This is a genomic window from Oceanobacillus manasiensis, assembly GCF_000724085.1.
Lineage (GTDB): Bacteria > Bacillota > Bacilli > Bacillales > Amphibacillaceae > Oceanobacillus_B > Oceanobacillus_B manasiensis.
Genome location: NZ_CCDL010000003.1, coordinates 96761 through 116796, shown reverse-complemented (window position 1 = coordinate 116796; position 20036 = coordinate 96761). Strand labels below are relative to the sequence as shown.

The window sequence follows — 20036 nt, the reverse complement described above, 5'->3', positions numbered from 1 at the left end:
TTGTTGTGTGCTTGAATAGTTCATCATGTCATAACTATTTTTCTATCGCTTTTATTAAGATACATATTCTGGTCTGCTTGTGAAAATAATCGAGTCATTTCTCCTTGCGAATTAGATGTAAAAGCATAGCCAATTGACAGCCTTATTTTTAGATTTGACTCTTTATTATTATAATCTACCTTATCTCTAATCTTCTTTACCAAGTTATCAATTTCTTGCCCATTTTCTCTTTCCACAAATAAAATAAATTCGTCTCCTCCGATTCTTGCAACAGTAATAGAATGCGATGAGAAATGGTTTAATAACTCAGCAGTTCCTTTTATAAGAACATCGCCTTGTTTATGCCCGTAATTGTCATTTACAAACTTTAAATCATCTAAGTCACACAATATAATTGCCACAGGCCTATTTATTTCTTCATTATATTTCTTTAAAACCAACTCAAAATGTGCCCTGTTATAAATATCGGTTAATGTATCATGATATAACTGATAGTTTAATTTTTCCTGTAAAACGATTCTATCGTCAATATTTCTGAGCACTCCTTGAAGAGCAACTAACTTTCCATTTGCATAGGTTGGAGTAGCATATTCCTCAAACCATCTATAATTTCCGTCTTTATCTTTCCACCGTTGAATTATCGGTTTAAAATAATCAATATCACCATTTATCTTCTTAATTAGCACCCCATAATCATCTGGATGAATATCATTGAATGCGACTTTAGAATCTAAATACGCACCTACGTTGGAACCTTTTCCAAAGAAGTTTTCAGCTGAAGGACTAAGATATTCAAATTTTACCTCTGGAACGACTTTCGCGTAATAAATAAAATCATTAGGGGTTTCTATCAAATGGACAATACGGTTATGTTCTTCCGTCAAAGATACTTGCTGTCTTTTATTTCTCCTATTCACTAAAATATTTAGAGTTATTCCTATTATCATTGCTATTAAAAAACCTGTAGCGAATTGTAAGTTAAACATGAGACCCTTTATGTCAGCTCCCTCGAAGTATTTTCACACTAACTATACTTCGAACCACGAACACTTACAATATATTAAACTTTACTTTTTTGGTCTGGATCGTAGCTTATGTCATCAGTTATCATCATCCAACTCCATTTCATAATTAATACCTACACCTAAGAGAGCCGTTTTAAAATTTACAATTAATAAGCAAAGGCACCTCGCCCACTTTTTACTAGTGGCTTCAATTTCACATTCGTGCTATAATGATTGAGCGATGAGCTGATTTGTGTAAGACGAGGAATGCAATACATGTGAATGTGAACACATAATTCTTCGCCACAAATATACGTAGAAAACGCCTGTATTTATACAGGCGTTTTTTCTATTATCTCATTCTCTCTCCCCTTATATTTCGCTCCATCTCCATCTTTTCTTTCCGGTAGCACCACATAATTCTTCTGGCTCTTATCACGTCACTTTTCTTTACTTTAATGTAAACGGAGCATTTTTTATATCCAAATTGAAAGAAGTTTTCCCAATTGTACGGAATGTGATATTTGAAAGGAATATTGTTGTCTTTTAAAATCCAGTAGTATTCATTAGCCTCACTTAACGTTGATTCATCCCCTTGATAAATGGTCACGATTTGCTGTTTTTCTCTAAACATCCACATTAATCCAATAGTTGCAATGATTAATAATACCTCGTAGTACATCATACAGCCCCTCTTTATCTGGTTCTAGTCGATTTGCATATTTGGAATTAAATCAACATGTTTAGAAACCAGTTTACCCATATGAGTAAATCGCTAAAACACGAAATAAAGGAAAGTGTGAGTGCGAGATCAGTTTCCCCTTAGCTATTACAAGAACGATAAACACACAACAAAAAGTAGGGACAGTCCCTTGTAATTTCATGTACTTGGGACTGCCCCTTTATTTCCACAACATTCACTTCACATGCTCTGCTTCCCATTCTTCCATAAATGCTTGTAGTGATCTATTAACGTCTTCCTCATTTGGAATACTGCTCAATATTTCATCTTGATTATACGCTTTTCCACCTTTAACAACCAAATCGATCTCTTTAGTATGTTTAATATTCTCTAATGGGTTCTTGTTCAAGATTAGGAGGTCTGCAGTTTTCCCTTCTTGAATTGTTCCAATGTCATCTAGATTAATAGACTTAGCTGCATTTACTGTTGCTGCTTGTATAGCCTCTAATTCTCTAAAGCCGATTTCCACAAATATCTCTAGTTCCCGGTGCAAAGCCATCCCTGGGTACGTATATAGTAAGGCTGGTGTATCAGTACCGGCGACTACTGTTCCGCCCATATCATAATAAGTTTTTGCAATAGCTTTCGTTAAGTTGTTTACAATAGCATTACTCTCTTTTATAAGTTCTGCTATTTCTTCTTGGCTTTTCCAATATTCCATAGGCTTCTGTCTATTTTCAATCGATTCAATCACTTTATTTTTAGGGGACCAGATAGCTGGAAAACGCATAGCTTGGTCAAAGAGAACCATGGTCGGGCATAGTTTAACATTGTATTCAAGGATTTTTGCACAAAGCTCGTGTACTTTTTCATGATCTGGTTCTTCCCAATTAATATGACGCCACGCGTTTTGGTCTACCATTGGGTTCCAACCTTTGTACAATTCTTGAGCAAATCCAGATGTATGTTCAAGCCAGTTTACTCCCAATTCCGCTGCATCTAAAGCAGTTAGATCCTTTGAATTGATTAAATCACAAGCAACTTCTACGTTATGTTTCTTCGCTTCTTCTGCAGCTGCTCTCATGACATCTCTTTTGATCCATCCATATAGCTTTACAAATTTCGCTCCTACTTCAACTTGTCTACGAACTTCTTTTCTTGCTTCCTCTGGATCGTCTGTTACGAAGTTCCCATAGCTAGTTGGTCCCCATTGTCCAGGTGTCCCATCAATCATTCGATCTGATGCGTACACTCTTGGTGTCGGTGCATCTGTAGGTTTTTGAATTAAGTTATTAAGTAACTTAACATTACCTGCCGTATTACGCACGGTCGTTACCCCCGACGCAACGAAATGAGCTGCAAATTCCTCATGGACATGACAATGCATATCAATTAAGCCTGGCATAATATATTTACCTTTTGCATCAATTGTCTCTATCCCCTCAGGTAATGCTTCATCCTGTTTTATAATTCTTTTAATTTTATCCCCTTCTATTTCAATAGCACCTATAAAAGAGACTCCATTCACCACATCGATAACCGTTCCATTTTTAATTAATATTTTTTTCATCATTGCTTCCTCCTATATTAAATGTTCTGATTTTATTGTATATTGGTTAAAACGATTGGTTTGTAAAATTATCATATAGTGGAATTTCTTTTGCAGTGGAGGTGAAACGGTGGTCGAATACGGAATTACAATAAGGATAATTCGAAAACAAAAAGGGATAACTTTAAAAGAACTAGCAGATGGAGTCTGTTCTGTTTCTTTTCTATCCAAGTTTGAACGGGGAGATTCTGATATAACACTCGGACTCATGACAAAAATATTAGAAAAGCTCATGATGAACTTTGATGAGTTTCTTTACATACATCATGATTTTCAGCCCGACAAACTAGAGCAGTTTTTTAAATCAGCTGGATCCGCCTATTTGAATAGAGACGTGAAACATCTAAAGCAATTAAAAAGTGAACAACTAAAGAAAGGCCAGCAATATGGAGTGGAAACCTATCATTATAACGCTCTATTAATTGAAGTGTATGAAAGTCTTGTAGATGCGGAATATCAAGGTGAAGACGTACAAGAAACTGATATACGCCTTCTTGCTGATTATTTATTCCGCGTAGAGGTGTGGGGATATTATGAGTTAATGCTTTATAATGGAACGCTGTTATTACTTGAAGCAGATATGGTCATTATGCTATCAAGAACTGCATATGAGAAAAGTGCTCGTTTTAGAGGCTATCCGAAAATACATGATGCGATAACAGCTGTGCTTTTTAATACGATTATTTATTTGTGTGGACCTGTGAATCGATTTCATGAAGCATTTACATATCAAAATGAATTCAGTGAGTTTATTTCGTATCTGGAGGAGGTTGCCATTCCAGAAAGCAACTTAGTGGATAGAGTCCATATCCTTCAGTTAAAGGGTACTTATGAGATCCGGACTGGAAACAAAGAAGAAGGGATTGTAAAAATGAAGAAAGCAATTCAATTATTAAGGAATCTGGATTCTACTAAGCTGGCACATAATATTGAGGAATATCTTTTGTTGATTGAGTAGTGAGGAGCAAAAACCTAGTATGCAATGGTAAGTAATGATCTATCCGAGTTATGTCTAAGAAAGCAATGTATGCAGATATTTCGGTTTAAAAAAATCATTTGGGTAATGAAGTCAATAATTAAAACACCAAACGCATTAAAGTAAAATGGCTGGTTTAAGTTCAGCGCAAACCGAACTCAAACCATATAAAGGAGTGATGCCAGAACTATCTCAATATCAATAAATAACTTTTGAACTTCTGCGTCTATCTCACAATCCAAACCTGTGTGATACTTTCAAATCAAATTGCCTGTATCGTTATACGTATCTTTTCATTGAGTCTTGGAAGTTTTCTATAACACCATCTAAGAAATCAATGGTTTTCTCATCTGTTAGGTTCCCTTCCGCGTCAAATTTTTCATGAACTGCGCCTACATACACTTCATTCCCTCCAAGAACTGGAGAATTTAGTCCCACCGCAAACAAGATGTCACGTAAATGCATCTGTGCTTTTACCGAACCTAAAATTCCCATTGAAGAGCCCATAATAATAGATGGTTTACCATTCATCACTCTATCAACTCGACTTAACCAATCGATCGCATTTCCTAAAACCCCTGGAATAGATGAATTGTATTCTGGTGTTATCCAAAGAACAGCGTCAGCTTCTTTCACTTTCGCTTTAAAATCAAGTACCTCTTGTGGTGCATCTAATTCGATATCTTGGTTATACATTGGAAGAGGAGCTAAATCTAGAATCTCTACTTCAAATTGTTCTGCATACCGTTTCTGTACATGTTTTGCAAGTTGTAAATTATATGAATTTTTACGAATACTTCCTACAATTGCTATCACTTTCATTTTGTTTACCTCCAAATATTAATCGTTGATGAAGGTCTCGATCTCCTTCGTTATGGCTTTACTCCCTACATGTAGCTTCTTAGCAATATGTTTAATATCGCCACAGGAGATTTGACCGACTGGTGCTGCTACTGATAAAGCTGCTATTACTTCTTGATTACGGAAAATAGGAACGGCTAAACACCGAGCTCCGACAATACGTTCTTCATCATCAAATGCATAACCTTCATCACGAATTGCTTTTAAATGATATCGAAAAAGATGTGGATCGTGAAACGTATTTGTGGATTGCCCAAGTGACGTTTTGCCAAGATAATATGTTAATGAATCTTCTTTTAAATGAGCTAGGATGACTTTTCCAATTGCGGTTTGATGTAATTTAGATCGATTTCCAATTTCAGCTTCAGCTGAACGCTGAAACGGAGCGTGTAATGCTTGAGTCATCACAAGATTATTTCCGTCCATTTTTCCTACATAGGTACTCATTTGCATCTTGTTCGCTACTTGATAAATAGAGTGTAATGACGCCCAATCCATTTCTGAACGCTTTTCAAAACTTTCGCAGAACATTTTATGATGAACAAAATATTGTGTTTGAAGTTTATAAACATACTCCATTTCTTCTAGGGTTGATAATATTCGAAAAGCTGTAGATTTACTTAAATTTAGTTCATGCATTACTTCTTTTAAGGTAATCCCTTTACGCTGTTTTACCATTTCCAGAACAAGCAGACCTTTTTTTAATGTCGATACTTCATTTTGGGCCATATGATCACCTCATCTGCTGGTAGTATAAATGTTTATTATATTGAATTCAATATTTTTAAAAGTAGTTTCACTATATGGAACTTCTTTCACGAAATTTGAGGATTTTATTTAAGGATACTATGATAAGGCTATCAATAGATAGGAGGAATTAAAAATGAAAATTGGAATAATTGGAGCAAACGGTAAAGCAGGAAATCTTATTTTGGAAGAAGGAATTAGTCGAGGACATGAAGTAACTGCTATCGTAAGGGATGCATCGAAACTTCAGAACCAGAATGTTACAGTGATTGAAAAAACAATTTTCGACCTTACATCAGAAGATTTAAAACAATTTAACGTAGTGGTGAATGCATTTGGTGCCCCTGTAGGTGAAGAACAGGCTCACGTCGATGCAGGAAGTGCTCTCATCCAAACCCTAAAGGGAACAGATACTAGAGCAATTATTGTGGGTGGAGCTGGTAGCCTGTACGTAGATGAAAATAAAACGGTTCAAGTAATAGAAACAGCTGAGTTTCCAGATTTATTTAAGCCGACAGCTAAAGGGCAAGCACGAAACTTACAAGAATTAAAGGAAACATCAGATATTAAATGGACATTTATTAGCCCTTCAGCAGAATTTGATGCGGATGGAAAAAGAACGGGATCCTACCAATCTGGAAAAGACCATCTACTAGTTAATTCAAAAGGTGAAAGCTATATAAGCTATCAAGACTACGCAATTGCTGTTTTAGATGAAATTGAAGATCCTAAGCACTTAAACGAAAGGTTTACTGTTGTTGGCGAAAAGTAATTTTCGATGTAACATTAATAATTTCTAAATTCATTAAAGGAAAGACACTAGCAAAGGGGATTTCAATACGAAATATCGCTGCTAATGTCTTTCCTTCTGATTTTTTCAATACCACAAAACTTTGGAAATATAGTTGAACTTACACATATCTACTATTTCAATAATGATTCCGTCTATACTCTTGCAACTTTCACATATGTTAATCACTTATTCTTCTTGACGGGATTGCTATTCGACACTACAATAGGTAGTGTGAGGTGGTAATGCAGTGAAAATTCGGAAGTTTAAAATCAATGAAAGTGGATTGAATCGTTTTTTTGGGCCTCTTGAAGCAAAAATTATGGACATCCTTTGGAATGGTGAAGAAAAGACAATTAAAGATGTCCAACAGATTCTTGAACAGGAGAAAGCAACAAATTTTAACACTGTCATGACTGTCATGAATCGTTTAATTGAAAAGGGTATTCTTCAAAAGAGAACAGAAGGAAAATCCTCTTTATATAGACCAGTTCAATCAAGAATTGAGTTCTTAAATACACAGTCAAAAGAAATGACAAATGAACTCATGGATGAATTCGGCAATGTAGTCGTAAGCCATATGCTCAATGCACTTGAAGAAGCTGATGAGGACCTTGTCGCAAAACTCGAGCAAAAAATTAAAGCATTGAAAAAGGGTATGTAACTTATGTCCAAGCGTCAATCATCTCTTATATTTTTTGTATCGCTTGTCATTTTAGGCACCATTTTGCTTCAAATGGGGTTATATGTAATTTCAATAATTGTAGGCTGGAATATGAAATTTAACCTTGTTGCAGTATGTCATAGCTGGTTAAAAGCATTTGGACTATCATTTCTTGAGTATACGCTCGATGGGCTTATCATATATACGTTGTTATGTTCACTATGGAAGATTGGATTACATTTGTTCCAAACTATCAAAATGAAAAAACGATTCCAGCAGTACACAGAGGAAAAACTCACAATAGAAATGAATCAGGTATATGAAAGTGAAAAAGAAGAAATATTGGTTCTTTCACACCCGACTCCAATTGCAATTACGATGGGATTTATAAGACCTAAAATTATTTTCACAACAGGTTTAATAAACCTCTTAACACATGAAGAATTAAAAGCCGTTATTTCTCATGAAAAATATCACAAAGATAATCGAGATCCACTTAAAGTATTTTTGCTATCACTTAGCTCTTCCATTATATGGTATATTCCAATTCAAAAGTGGTTTCATCAAAAATATAGAGTTATTCAGGAAGTATTGGCAGATGAATTTGCTATCAAACAACAGGAAACATCTGTGAATTTGGGCAGTGCTCTCCTGAAAATGTTGAAAACTGGCAAGCAGGAAAAAATGCCTTTCACTTACGTGTCATTCGCTGACACATCCGTAAATTATCGGATTGAATATATCCTGAATCCAATAAAGGATGCCCAACTGCAAATTCCATTAAGAATAATAATCATATCGTTAATAGTCTTTAGTTTGATCTGTGGATTATTTATTTACGCGCTTGCGTAATTTTTTTACACCATTACACTACATAGTGTAGTTAAACATAGGGAGTGTTCATTTTGACAAAGAAATTATTTTGGTTCATTGGTATATTAGCTATAATTATAATAGGAATTATCGTGTTAAAAGATGTTCAACAAGAGTCGGCTGTCATTGATTATGAAGATCAACCGTTTTTAGGTGAAGAATCAGCACCTGTTGAAATTGTTGAATTTGGTGACTATAAATGCCCCCATTGTAAAGATTTTAATGACAGTATTTTTCCTGTTATTAATGAAGAATTAGTGAAGACTGGGAAAGCAAAATTTTACTTTATGAATTACGCATTTATAGGTCCTGATTCAAAGACATCTGCCCAATTCGCAGAAACTGTTTATCAAGAGCTAGGTAATGAAAAATTCTGGGAGTTCCATCATTTATTGTTTGCAAATCAAGTATCTGAATCTGGACAAGCTAATCTTTTCACTGATGAATTTTTGGAAAGAGTTTTAGCTGAAGTTGCAAATCCCGAAGAAACGGAACAAGTTATGCTTTCATACACGGAAGGTAATGGAAATGCGGCTTTGGAAAAAGATACTTCCACTGCAAATAGCTTGGGTATTCAATCAACACCAACAATCTATATTAATGGAAAGTTATTTGATGGCAAAAGTACGGATGATTTAATTAACATGGTGGAGGAAGCGAGTACAAAAAATGAATAAGTCTCTTTTATTTGCATGGATTGTATCCATAACCGCAATGGGAGGAAGTTTATTTTTTAGTGAGCGTATGGGGTTTATACCTTGTACATTATGTTGGTATCAACGTATATTAATGTATCCACTTGTTATTTTTTTAGGCATAGCTTTTTACCGGAATGATAGGAAAATTTATAAGTATATTTTACCAATGTCGGTAATTGGTATGATTGTTTCCAGTTACCATTATGCATTGCAAAAAATCCCTTCTTTAGATGAATTCAGCACATGTACAAGTGGCGTGCCATGTTCGGGTCAATATATTAACTGGTTCGGTTTTGTTACAATTCCCTTCCTGGCACTCATTGCTTTTACACTGATTACAATTATGATGCTAATACATTTGAAACGTAAGTAATGGTTTGTTATCCAAATGGTGAAGTTATGTGCATCAAAGATTTAGGTTTTATTTCTCTTAATCAAGTTGTTAGTAAATCTAAGTCACATCATTTATCAAGAAAAACAGTCAGTGTATTGGATAGTAAAGATACAAATAATGGAGTGAGGAGAATATATAATGCAAATACATTGGACTAAAATAAATAAAATTATTGAAGAAGCGCCTGAGGTTAAAACATATTTACTCGACTGTCCCGCAGGCTTCACATGGGAAGAAGGTTCTCACGTCCACTTAGCATTTGAAGGGTTTAATGCCGGAGAGAAACCGAACCGTAGCCTGATTCGCCATATGTCAATCTCCACTTTACCATACGAAAAATCAATTGGTATCACAACACGCATTAAAGAACAGTGTTCTGAGTTTAAAACGATTTTAAGAAAGCTTAAAGTCGGCGACGAAGTAGCAATCTTTAAAACGCATTCGAATGTACCCCTTCGTAGAGAAGAAAAAAATGTTTACCTGCTGTCATCGGGCGTTGGATTGGCAACTTTCAGACCGCTTGTACTTGATTATTTCAAACGTGCTGACAACGTCAATCAAATTCATTCTCTAAACATCGATTCATCAAAAGAATACTTATTCACTAATATTTTTGCATCCGCACCTGAAAAAAGGTTCACATCACAGTTCGTCGATAACCGTAGAGACTACTATCTAGAAGTGGAAAATCTTGCTGCAGACAAGGATGGACTCTTCTATATTGTCGGAAGTGATGAGTTCCTCATGCAAACCATTAACGTACTGTATGAGCAGGGCATCAAGCCAGACCAGATTATGCTTGACAAGCACGAACAAGAACTGCCTAAGTTTTTATCACTTGATGTGTCAATTTAGGCAATACAATATATTCTTTTGTTAAACGTATTAAAGAAACTTTTTTGGAATAAGAAGGTTTCTTGAAATTCCTACACTTTAAGAGAGAATACGGTCTGTTAAGAAATAAAACTATGAATAATCTTGACTATCTGATGTGGTAGTTAAGATTAGTATATAAAGTCGTATTTAATATTTTTTTAAAGAAATAAGTTGCATGCTTCATGTTCCTTACTTGGAACATGAAGCAAAATTCCCTCTTGATTATATCTGCTTTTTAATCTTCAACGACAATGTAAATCCTCCCTTCGAGTTCCTTCTGTCTCTATTTCCATCTTCATAATCGCATCAAAGTGAGGCTTTAATAGCCCTAAAAAAAAGAAACCTTGAAAGACATCCCGCCAATCAAGGTTTAGTATCTCTGTATTAACTTTTATTACACACTTCGGAAAACCAGCTCTTTACTAGAAATCAGTGTTTATGATTCAACACCTTTTTCAACTGCCAATATTTAGCCAACTTTCTTATTCTATATACGTAACACCTTTCCAGAAGATCTGAAAGGAAATTTGCGACGCACGATGGAAACTTTCTGCATTCTCATAAACAAGCTGGATGACCAAGCCATCAAACAGTGTAATAAAGCTGGTGGCCACTTGCTCCATGCTGCAAGTGATGATAGGGTCATTCGCAAGATTCATAATTTGCTGTTTGAATACATGTAAATACTCATGATAATAGGAAATAATGAGGTCGCTCGTCTCCAAGGGTGCTTTGAATGACATACTTTGCAGAAAAGCAACAGTAGGGTGTTTGTAGTATCGCTGTTGCGTTTCCTTAAGGAATTGAATAAGCGTTTCCTTCGTCTCAAGAGATTTAGCTCTTTCGAAAAATGACTTTAAAAAAGTAACCTCTTCTTTCACGGCATTAGCATACGTATCGGTCAGCAGTTTACTTTTCGAAGCGTAATGATAGGATAATGATTGTTTCCGTATTCCCAGTTCTTCGGCAATTCGGTTCATTTTGACACCTTCATAGCCGTGTGCATTGAAATGACGGACCGCTGTATGTCTAATGGCTTCTTTCACTTTATAAACCTCCGATACTATTATTACCTCTTCTTTGATTATACAAGATATACAAATAAAGCAGAAGAAAAACGATATAAAAGGCAATTCCAACAAGATAGACAACACCATAAGAGAAATGGGCTGCTAGAATTCCTAGCAATAAGGAACCACCACCGATTCCAAAGTCAAAGAAATTGAAAAAGGTCGACATCGCATACTCATGTTCATGTTCTTCAACAAGGTTAATGCACCAAGTCTGTATGGCTGGAAAAATGGCTCCGAACCCTAACCCATATAGTACAGCTGCTAGATAGAATGTGGAATCTGCATGGGCTAAATACAGGACAACGAATCCAATGGTTGCCAAGATAGATCCGGGTATAAGAATGACTGACGGACCATGTCTATCAAATAGCCTACCAGATACCAGCCTAACTAAGAAGCTCGCCAAAGCGATAATAAAAAAGAACCAACCAATGCCACTAAAATCCTTTTCTATAGCGTATAAGGAGAAGAATGACATGATTCCAGATGCTGCAACACCAATTAGCATCGTCAGCAATGCGGGCATTAATACACGTTTCTCCAATATCTTGACCTTCAAGTGCTGTATCTCATCTGCACCATCCGCTTGCTTAGGAGTTTTCGTAAGTGCTGCCATAAGAGCTGCCAATAGTAATACGGCCAATCCGCCAATAAATAGTCGTGAATAATCGAAAGCCTCCAATATCATGATACCAATCATTGGCCCAACCGATATAGCAACTGTCTCACCTACTCCAAAGTATCCCATTCCTTCTCCACGTCTTTCTTTAGGAATGATTTCGGCGACGAGTGTTGCAAAATAAGTTGTGGCCAAACCAAAGCCTAAACCATGCACGAGACGAATAATCAGCAATATATTGACAGTGTCTGCAAAGTAATACATCCCTGTTGAAATGGCATTAATGATGATACCAAGGATGAGTAGATATTTCTTATTAACCAACTTTAGTAAATAGCCCGCAAAAGGGCGAATCAGAATTGCCGAGACCATGAACACACCTGTGACAAGACCGACATCTGTAGCGTTTCCTCCTATCTCATTGACAAACAAGGGAAGCGTGGGGAGTAACATCTCAAATATCATGAACAGCAAAGCATTCGCTATAATTGCAAAAACAAAAGATAATGACCATAATGTTACCCCTGTTTTTTGTACTTTATTTGAAATCATAAAATTTTCCTTCTTTCTTAAACATTTGACCAAAGTCAGATTTTATATGTTAATAACACCAATATATCCTAACACTTTAATTAATACCTGTCTATAGTCAGATAGATAAATATTAGGTGGAAGTATCTGCCACAGAAAAATAGATAATAAAAAGAGGGTCCGCAAGAAATAGCAGACCCTCTTTGATTAAGTTCCATTCATCAAGTTTGTCATCCAGTTAGGAATAGAAACATAGGAATTTGGCTCAAAATTTTTATACCGGAGAAACTTTATTATAAATATCAGTACTGTCCTCAAAAGGAGGAATGGAACATTTAGCTTAAAGTACCTCTCAATCACCTCTTACATAGCCACTATTATCGATCTTCCACTACCACATAACAAGCTTTTATCGGTCCATGGAGACCAACCACTAAGTTCATTTCAATGTCTGCACTATTACTGGGACCTGTAATAAAGTTAATGCAGGAAGCGATTTGTTCGCCTTTCTCTACTTGTTTATGAATCTCTCTAGTAGCTTGGGACATCCTCGGGACAATCGTACTTTTAGGTACGATTGCGATGTACGTTGCTGGAAGTAAACTAACAGAACGACCTTTTCCTTTATCATTGAATAACACAACAGTACCGGATTCAGCTAGTGTAATATCACTAAATGTAATCCCAACATCTGCTTTTTCAGCTAAACGAATACTTTCTTTCCCGTTTTTTGCGTCCCATTTGTCTACATGGATCCCTTCACCTTTCCATTCACGAAAAGCTTCCGTAAGAGCGTACTCTTCAAAGCGTGGATCATACCATGTCATCACAGACTCGCCACCGTACTCCTTAATTACCTCTAGTAATGCCTCATTTAGATTACTAGCGTCCGTGCGAACTAGCGATGTATGAATCGATTTACATTGCTCTACTAATACATCAAGCAGTTCATCATTGATCTTCCCTTGAAGCACCTTCCATTTTGTACATGATGGATCCAGTCAGGCTTTTGAACAGGTGTTCTGCGGCGTTCGCCGCCTAGTTCTCCCCCCTTTTGCTATAGGGGATAATACATATATATTTCCTCAATTTAATGTTCCCTTCTACCTGATCCTCCTTCATTTCTTTAATGTAGGAATGAAATAATCTTCTGATTTTCTGTTTAACCTATGCTAATTCTATCTTTATGACTCTATTTTTTTACTGACTAAGCATTATGTACTTTGCTAAATATCATAGGTTATTTCTAGCTTGAAGTGTAATCGAACATATAAGCTCCCAATTTAATACTTCATGGTCATTCTTTCTCACATTAAGTAAACTAGGCTTCCCTATATTCAAAATAATCAAAATCTGCATATTTTCTTTTTCTATAAGAATCTTGACAGCAAATCCCTACAAAGGCACCAGTAAAATGACCAGAATTAGAGTATTCATCCGAGCATTTACTCGCATCAAGTTCTGGGCCAACTTGTATCCAACCATTCCCATCTGGTGAAGCGAAAAAAATCAATTTACCATTTTTAATTGATGCCCTAAGATAGATTGTGTTCCACCCTTCTATTGGTGTATGAGAATCAGAAAGTTCTATTCTTTTTCCATTGTCTGCATAAAGAACACCTAGACATTTGGCATGATATGTTTCGCTATAATATACCCTCAAATAATAAAACATGTTCTGATCATAAAAAAGTGTAAGTCCAGCCATTTCATGAAAATTATCTGGTTCAAATTCTACACATGTTTCCACTATTACATTTATTGATTGTAAGCGTCGAGCGACTAAACTTTGTTCATGTAGAGAAAATAAAGATTCCCTTCCTCTTATTCTCATGAATCCTGGTCTAGCTTTTAATGATACCCAAGAATCATCTGGCGCAACTCGAAGTGTATTGAGGTGAATGTTCCACATATCACTATCAAAATCTTCACGAACCGGTGCATCACTATATGGATGGTGAGGTAATTGGGGTGATCGTACCGATAATTCTGCCATTTGTCCTCCACTGGCCAATCGAATCCAACCATCATCGGTCCATTTACACCGTTGGATAGCTGTCTCTCTACCAAGCATACTACGAATCTCAGGTAGGATAGGTCTAGCGCATAAATGAGCTATATACCACTCCCCTGTTTGAGTTCCTACTAGTGAACCGTGTCCACTTTTCTGAAGTACTGAATCAGGATTGAATTGGTATGGTTTTAAGTAATCATCAACACCCTTTCTGTTTAGATTTACTTCTTTCGCTGAAGTAATAATCGGATTACATGGATCGGGTTCATATGGTCCCAGCAAATTTTCAGACCGTGAAATTGCCACACCATGACCAAATCCAGTTCCACCTTCAGCTGTCATCAAATAATAGTATTTCCCTCTTTTATACATATGTGGTGCTTCCATGCATCCCATGTTTGTTGCTCCCCGTGAAATACTAAGAGGTGAACCAATAAGGGTTTTTTCCTTTATATCATATTCTTGAATAACAATTGATCCAGGATGCTCGTAACCTTGGCGAAAATCCCACTCAAGATTCATAAGCCATTTTCTTCCATCTTCATCATGAAATAAGGAAGGATCAAATCCTGAACTATTTAAATAAATCCGTTTTGACCATGGACCTTTAATGCTTTTTGAAGTAACAATATAGTTGTCAAGATCGAAGGCACCACCATTTGTATTACGCATAATGGTATAGACCAGATAAAAAGTTTGTTTCACTTCATCATAGGATAGACAAGGCGCCCAAACACCACCTGAAGCTTCTATGCCCTTTAAATCAATTTGGGAATCGTGAACAAGTGCATGAGTTAGCAACTGCCAGTTTACCAGGTCTTTTGAGTGATGAATTTGAACACCTGGAAACCACTCAAATGTTGAAGTGGCAATATAAAAATCATCCTCTACTCGAATGATAGAGGGGTCTGGATTAAATCCCCGAAGAATCGGATTTTCTATCATGAATATTATTCCTCCTGCCTATTAGAATTTTCTTAAGAACCTAGTAAATCGGGTAAAAAAAGCTGATTTTGCGTTCTGCATTATTCCTATCAGCTAAAACAACTGTTTCTCTGCTTTACGAGAAACAGTTGTTTAATTAACAATACTTATATATCTTAATTTTTTCACTTGCTATTTTCGGATTTTAGAACAAATACTGCTAAATTAATTCTAGTTTGAGGAGATATAAGTGACTTGCCATATCATTTTCCTATATTATTTCTTCTTTTTTCCCTTAGATTCTTTATTGATAAGTTGAATTGTGTCAACACGAATATCTTTTTCATCGAAAACAAGATATAAGTCTGATGTGCCCGAGGTAGGTTTTATCGGCTTAGAAATTTCTACATATGCCATTTCATGAAGTGTTGCACCACTACCATCCTTACTTGGTACTTTATAAGTGGACTCACCTGTTTCTTTAAACTTTAATTTTGCTAGCCGTTCTCCCGTTGGTGAACCTTTTCTAACTTCAATAGTTGATTTTGGATTTTCGGAAGCGACTCTTAATATAATATTTTTTGCATTAGTCATCTCCACTTTGGGTATTCCAACCCACGATTCAGATCCAGTTGACATTACTGCATAATATTTTCCGGCATAGGTTGTTGTTCTTTCTTTAGACACTTCTCGATAAACGAGGTTGTTGTTATGGAAGGCATGATCCCATACGTTTGCAGGTTCAGATAAGTTTAGATTACCCAGGGTTTGACCTTTAACTGAAATGGATTTAGATAAATCGATATCGGCAGAATTCTGGCCAACCATTAATTCATAGGAACCGCTCTCTACAATTTTTTGTTGTCTATTCACATCCCATAATGCAAAATCTTCCGGATTCACTGTTATGGTTACTGTTTTTGTTTCATTTGCGGGAATATACTCTTTTTCAAAAGCTGCAAGCTGTTTTTTAGGAACGTTTGGACCATACTCAGATGTATTATTCGTAACGTAAAGTTGAATAACCTCTGACGCCCCAACAGATCCTGTATTTTTCACGTCAACTTTCACGTCAAAGGTTCCATCTGCATTTACACTGTCTGGTGCTTGTAGATTACTATAGTCAAATTTAGTGTAGCTCAATCCATACCCAAATGGATAAGTTACCTCAGCGTCAGAATAACGGTAGGTAAGCTTCGCTTCAGCTGGATCAGCATTCGTCATATCCACGGTAAATCGAGGATCAACTTGATCTAAAGAGGTAATGGCTGTATCACCTTCCGGCAAGCTGTAGTCGCTTATGGATGGGAATGATGAGATATCTTTATACCAAGTACTTTGAAGGTGTCCATTTGGTACTATTTCTCCAAACAGTACTTCGGCTAAAGCAGTTCCATCGAATTGTCCACCATATGGAGCAAATAGGATAGAATCTACATTATCATCATTTTGAATTTGATCCATTCCCACTGGGTAGCTTGAGCTGATAACTACAACTGTTTGTTTCCCTTGTTTTTTAAACTCTTCAGCAGCCTTCTTAGCTAGTTCTACTTGTTCTTCTCCCATAGCTAGTCGCGCACGGTCTACGCCTTCACTTGTATTGATTTGAGCTGGCGAACCAATCACAATGATTGCATAATCATTGGATGTGGCCAAGTCTTTTGCGACATCTCCAGGCTCTTGTACTTCGACTTCCTGTAGTGTCACAGAATTTTTGTCTGTTAAAGCTTTAAAGGACTCAACATCCGTGTCAGCTGTAACGGAATCTTCGGACACAGTCAAATAGTGGCCATCTGTTAAGAAAGATGTCTCAAAACCACCAACGAAAGACCCTTTAAACCCACCTTGTCGAATACTCTTATCTTCCCCAAGATCTTCATAAGAGAAAACCGCATTCACGTATGGGTTAAAAGGAAGTAAAGTCGTAGGTCTGTTCCCATTTAACTCAATCGTAGCATCTCCACTATTCCGCATTAGGTATCTGCCATTTGCTAACGATGTAAAACTATATGCATCTTGACCCCAGTCATAAACTTCGAAAACTTCATTTTCCGAAACATATTTGCCATCCCCTACCGCGTAGGTATTTGTTTCATCTGAGGTTGTAGCAGGTACTGCACCAGATGTTAACAACCCATTGTCTGTGCTAAGATCAGCTGTTAAATATTTTCCATTAGTGTTAGACTTCCATGCTACTAACTTACCACCAGAACTAACTTTGACTTGGTCATCTCCAAGTTTTTCCGAGATTGCATCTGCAATTGTAAGATTTGAACCAGTCAACTTAGGAGTATTAGCCGAATATAATGTTTTGTTACGAAAATCAGCAAATTGCCCCATTACAGCTACATTTTTACTATCATCGAGCGGTAAAGTATCATTATTTTTTAACAATACGATACTTTCTCTTGCTGCCTGTAAAGCAACTTCCTGATTTTCTTCATCATTAGCTTTTACAGGATTCTGTATAAGGTCATTATATGGATATCCGATTGGAAGGCCATTTTCATCACGTTCATTGAAATAACCCAATCGCACATACAATTCAAGTATAGGACGTACAGCTTCTTTTAACTTATTTTCATCTACACTAAAAAGCTCTCGGCTTAGTCCGTCAATTGATTGGACTTTATTTGGATTCCCTGGACTCCCATCAAACGTGGAGTTTCCCCATGTAGAGGCAATGTTTGCTAAGAGTGCTGATAAGTGAGCATTGTCTGGAACATAAGTTGAGTCAAACCCATTTCCAAATCCAGTAACTAAATCAGTAACAGATCCATAATCAGTAATTAAAGAAACACTGTAAGGTGAAGCTTCTCTAGCAATCTTAATATTTGGAGAAATAGAATTAGGAACCCCGTTCATTCTTCCATAAGAAGTCATAAATCCAGCGACAGAACCACTTTTAATTTGACTCAGAAAAGTTTTCAACTGATAATCATGTAGGGCTCGCACACCAACGTTATTACTAGTATTGTGTCGAAACCATTGCGCATTATAGACTGCAAAGTGCTTACTTTGAATTCCAGTTTTAAGATAGAAGTCGTTATCTGTGGCCTGATCATTCAAGTTAACACCTGTAATTCCTGCCCCCATGGAAGTACCTAGAATGCTAGCCAAGTGGGGATCTTCGGAAAAGCCTTCATCGTATCGACCACTAAGCGGATTATTTCGAATATCACCAATAGCAGACCACATTAATGCCCTGGAACTATCCTCGATGGAAACACTACCACGTTTTTCGTCCCCAATTATGTTGCCTACCCGACTAACCAATTCCTCATTCCAAGAGTTGCCTAATCCGATAAATGATGGAAAATCCGTGTACACACCTTGTACATGATCAAGTCCATCCAGATAAACCGGTAAAGAATACCCCGCCTTTACCTCTCTTTCTCGGATGGTACTTCCTTCCTCATCTGTGTAAGTTTGTCGTCCATTTGAGAAATAAATCAAATCTTCAACACTCATATCATTATCCATTATGAAATCCACAAAAGGTGTTAAGTGCTCAGGTCGTCCATCAAATATTGGGCGGCCATCCGCTCCACGTTTAGGCTCGTAGGGTGTTGAGCCCATTGCAAAAGAAAGACTTTCTCCTAAGCAGCCGTACACAATTACAAAAGCCATGAACAAGGACAGAGATTTACGCAAATTTTGTTTCCATCTTCTTGTCACCATAGATTCACTTTCTCCCTTCTTTTTTAAAAGCGCTTACACAAAACAATATAGCATGGTATGACAGCTCTAACAGTAGAGAATAGTAATGAAAAGTTTAATTTAATAAAATATTATGAATTGCAATTAAATAATTAAGGCTCAAATTGTGATTAAACCAATTTGAGCCTTAATTATTATATTTCTATCCTTTTACTGAACCTGCAGTAACCCCTTTTGTAATCTGCTCATTGAAGATCACATAAATAATAATAGCTGGTATAGAAGTCAGTACCATAACGGCAAATTGAGATCCATAGTCAGAGGAATATTGTCCAGCAAAATTCATAACAGAAAACGGTAAAGTCTTTAAACTATCGTCACTTATGAATGTATAGGCCATAATAAACTCATTCCAAACATTAAGGAAGGTTGTAACAATAACTGTAACTATTGCTGGCTTTGTAAGTGGTAGAATTATCTGGAATACAATTCGATATATACTTGCTCCATCCATTACAGCTGATTCTTCGACGGCTCTAGGAATACTTCTCATAAATCCAGTTAAAATGAACGTACTGAAAGGTACAGAAACTGCTGTATATGGAAGAATCAATCCCCAATAAGAATCGGTCAACCCAATTGACCTAAATATCGTAAAATTAGGTAATAAAGTGGCATGAATTGGAATCATGATACCAAGTAATATTATTACAAAAAAGAATTTGTTCCATTTCCATGTCATTCTCGTAAAGGCATATGCCATGGATAAAGAAATACCTACTGTCAATATAATAGTAACAGTCGAAACTAGAACAGTATTAAATAAGTATCTAACAAAATTCCCATCGATCCAAGCGTTAATATAGTTTTGCCACTTCAAAACTTCAGGCCATACTAAAACCTTATCCGAAAAAAATTCATTTGCATCCACCAGTGAGAAATTAATTAACCAAACTAGAGGAAACAACTGAACACCTGCAACCAGGAGGAAAAAGATCCAAAGTATCGTCCGGTTAAATTTCGACATCATCTTCTCTCCTT

17 protein-coding genes and 1 pseudogene are annotated in these 20036 nt (G+C 36.4%); 7 read left to right on the top strand and 11 right to left on the bottom strand.

All coding sequences use genetic code 11. From position 1 onward, the window contains the following. Positions 1 to 23: 23 nt before the first annotated feature. The 3 genes from BN985_RS14105 to BN985_RS14095 form a co-directional block, all read right to left on the bottom strand. A complete protein-coding gene (locus BN985_RS14105; protein WP_042224202.1) occupies positions 24 to 986 on the bottom strand; it encodes a sensor domain-containing diguanylate cyclase in 963 nt (320 codons plus the stop codon). Between the two features lie 370 nt (positions 987 to 1356). Continuing rightward, positions 1357 to 1689, bottom strand: a complete 333-nt coding sequence (locus BN985_RS14100) for a hypothetical protein (protein ID WP_042224201.1) — start codon at positions 1687 to 1689, stop codon at positions 1357 to 1359. Between the two features lie 232 nt (positions 1690 to 1921). Beyond that, the gene (locus BN985_RS14095; protein ID WP_042224200.1) at positions 1922 to 3256 is read right to left on the bottom strand and encodes an amidohydrolase family protein; all 1335 of its coding nucleotides are present in this window, start codon (positions 3254 to 3256) and stop codon (positions 1922 to 1924) included. Between the two features lie 109 nt (positions 3257 to 3365). On the opposite strand from BN985_RS14095, the gene BN985_RS14090 reads away from it, so the two are divergent. Then, positions 3366 to 4253, top strand: a complete 888-nt coding sequence (locus BN985_RS14090) for a helix-turn-helix domain-containing protein (protein WP_042224199.1) — start codon at positions 3366 to 3368, stop codon at positions 4251 to 4253. 297 nt (positions 4254 to 4550) lie between these two features. Here the strand turns inward: BN985_RS14090 and BN985_RS14085 are convergent, their stop codons facing one another. Then, entirely contained in the window at positions 4551 to 5093 is a 543-nt protein-coding gene (locus BN985_RS14085) for an NADPH-dependent FMN reductase (RefSeq protein WP_042224198.1), read from the bottom strand. Positions 5094 to 5111: 18 nt separating this feature from the next. Further along, positions 5112 to 5861 carry an IclR family transcriptional regulator gene (locus BN985_RS14080; protein WP_042224195.1) on the bottom strand — a complete coding sequence of 250 codons (750 nt, stop codon included), beginning with the start codon at positions 5859 to 5861 and terminating at the stop codon, positions 5112 to 5114. Between the two features lie 154 nt (positions 5862 to 6015). Here BN985_RS14080 and BN985_RS14075 point away from each other — a divergent pair, with 154 nt between their 5' ends. The 6 genes from BN985_RS14075 (at position 6016) to BN985_RS14050 (ending at position 10153) form a co-directional block, all read left to right on the top strand. After that, entirely contained in the window at positions 6016 to 6651 is a 636-nt protein-coding gene (locus BN985_RS14075) for an NAD(P)-dependent oxidoreductase (protein ID WP_042224194.1), read from the top strand. Positions 6652 to 6919: 268 nt separating this feature from the next. Continuing rightward, positions 6920 to 7333 carry a BlaI/MecI/CopY family transcriptional regulator gene (locus tag BN985_RS14070; protein ID WP_042224193.1) on the top strand — a complete coding sequence of 138 codons (414 nt, stop codon included), beginning with the start codon at positions 6920 to 6922 and terminating at the stop codon, positions 7331 to 7333. Positions 7334 to 7336: 3 nt separating this feature from the next. Continuing rightward, on the top strand, positions 7337 to 8185 hold the full coding sequence (locus BN985_RS14065; protein WP_042224192.1) for a M56 family metallopeptidase: 849 nt from the start codon (positions 7337 to 7339) through the stop codon (positions 8183 to 8185). A 53-nt stretch (positions 8186 to 8238) separates the two neighbouring features. After that, positions 8239 to 8883: a DsbA family protein gene (locus BN985_RS14060; RefSeq protein WP_052360699.1), complete on the top strand. Its 645-nt coding sequence runs from the start codon at positions 8239 to 8241 to the stop codon at positions 8881 to 8883. After that, entirely contained in the window at positions 8876 to 9277 is a 402-nt protein-coding gene (locus BN985_RS14055) for a disulfide oxidoreductase (RefSeq protein ID WP_042224190.1), read from the top strand. The genes BN985_RS14060 and BN985_RS14055 overlap by 8 nt, the downstream gene beginning before the upstream one ends. Before the next feature lie 159 nt (positions 9278 to 9436). Further along, complete coding sequence (locus tag BN985_RS14050) at positions 9437 to 10153, top strand: bifunctional nitric oxide dioxygenase/dihydropteridine reductase 2 (protein ID WP_042224189.1); 717 nt, start codon at positions 9437 to 9439, stop codon at positions 10151 to 10153. A 503-nt stretch (positions 10154 to 10656) separates the two neighbouring features. Here the strand turns inward: BN985_RS14050 and BN985_RS14045 are convergent. The 6 genes and pseudogenes from BN985_RS14045 to BN985_RS14020 form a co-directional block, all read right to left on the bottom strand. Next, on the bottom strand, positions 10657 to 11220 hold the full coding sequence (locus BN985_RS14045) for a TetR/AcrR family transcriptional regulator (RefSeq protein WP_042224187.1): 564 nt from the start codon (positions 11218 to 11220) through the stop codon (positions 10657 to 10659). Between the two features lies 1 nt (position 11221). Next, complete coding sequence (locus BN985_RS14040; protein WP_042224186.1) at positions 11222 to 12418, bottom strand: MFS transporter; 1197 nt, start codon at positions 12416 to 12418, stop codon at positions 11222 to 11224. 356 nt (positions 12419 to 12774) lie between these two features. After that, positions 12775 to 13439: pseudogene (locus BN985_RS14035) on the bottom strand (LutC/YkgG family protein); the annotation flags it as partial. A 279-nt stretch (positions 13440 to 13718) separates the two neighbouring features. After that, a complete protein-coding gene (locus tag BN985_RS14030) occupies positions 13719 to 15356 on the bottom strand; it encodes a glycoside hydrolase family 43 protein (protein WP_042224184.1) in 1638 nt (545 codons plus the stop codon). A 255-nt stretch (positions 15357 to 15611) separates the two neighbouring features. Further along, on the bottom strand, positions 15612 to 19016 hold the full coding sequence (locus BN985_RS14025; protein ID WP_042224183.1) for a glycoside hydrolase family 3 protein: 3405 nt from the start codon (positions 19014 to 19016) through the stop codon (positions 15612 to 15614). A gap of 181 nt (positions 19017 to 19197) precedes the next feature. Further along, positions 19198 to 20022 carry a carbohydrate ABC transporter permease gene (locus tag BN985_RS14020; RefSeq protein ID WP_042224182.1) on the bottom strand — a complete coding sequence of 275 codons (825 nt, stop codon included), beginning with the start codon at positions 20020 to 20022 and terminating at the stop codon, positions 19198 to 19200. Positions 20023 to 20036: the final 14 nt, after the last annotated feature.

What these genes read in the sequence shown, in the direction of transcription:
- BN985_RS14105 (WP_042224202.1), bottom strand. Translation starts at nt 986, where the DNA reads ATGTTTAACTTACAATTCGCTACAGGTTTTTTAATAGCAATGATAATA.
- BN985_RS14100 (WP_042224201.1), bottom strand. Translation starts at nt 1,689, where the DNA reads ATGATGTACTACGAGGTATTATTAATCATTGCAACTATTGGATTAATG.
- BN985_RS14095 (WP_042224200.1), bottom strand. Translation starts at nt 3,256, where the DNA reads ATGAAAAAAATATTAATTAAAAATGGAACGGTTATCGATGTGGTGAAT.
- BN985_RS14085 (WP_042224198.1), bottom strand. Translation starts at nt 5,093, where the DNA reads ATGAAAGTGATAGCAATTGTAGGAAGTATTCGTAAAAATTCATATAAT.
- BN985_RS14080 (WP_042224195.1), bottom strand. Translation starts at nt 5,861, where the DNA reads ATGGCCCAAAATGAAGTATCGACATTAAAAAAAGGTCTGCTTGTTCTG.
- BN985_RS14075 (WP_042224194.1), top strand. Translation starts at nt 6,016, where the DNA reads ATGAAAATTGGAATAATTGGAGCAAACGGTAAAGCAGGAAATCTTATT.
- BN985_RS14065 (WP_042224192.1), top strand. Translation starts at nt 7,337, where the DNA reads ATGTCCAAGCGTCAATCATCTCTTATATTTTTTGTATCGCTTGTCATT.
- BN985_RS14055 (WP_042224190.1), top strand. Translation starts at nt 8,876, where the DNA reads ATGAATAAGTCTCTTTTATTTGCATGGATTGTATCCATAACCGCAATG.
- BN985_RS14050 (WP_042224189.1), top strand. Translation starts at nt 9,437, where the DNA reads ATGCAAATACATTGGACTAAAATAAATAAAATTATTGAAGAAGCGCCT.
- BN985_RS14040 (WP_042224186.1), bottom strand. Translation starts at nt 12,418, where the DNA reads ATGATTTCAAATAAAGTACAAAAAACAGGGGTAACATTATGGTCATTA.
- BN985_RS14030 (WP_042224184.1), bottom strand. Translation starts at nt 15,356, where the DNA reads ATGATAGAAAATCCGATTCTTCGGGGATTTAATCCAGACCCCTCTATC.
- BN985_RS14025 (WP_042224183.1), bottom strand. Translation starts at nt 19,016, where the DNA reads ATGGTGACAAGAAGATGGAAACAAAATTTGCGTAAATCTCTGTCCTTG.
- BN985_RS14020 (WP_042224182.1), bottom strand. Translation starts at nt 20,022, where the DNA reads ATGTCGAAATTTAACCGGACGATACTTTGGATCTTTTTCCTCCTGGTT.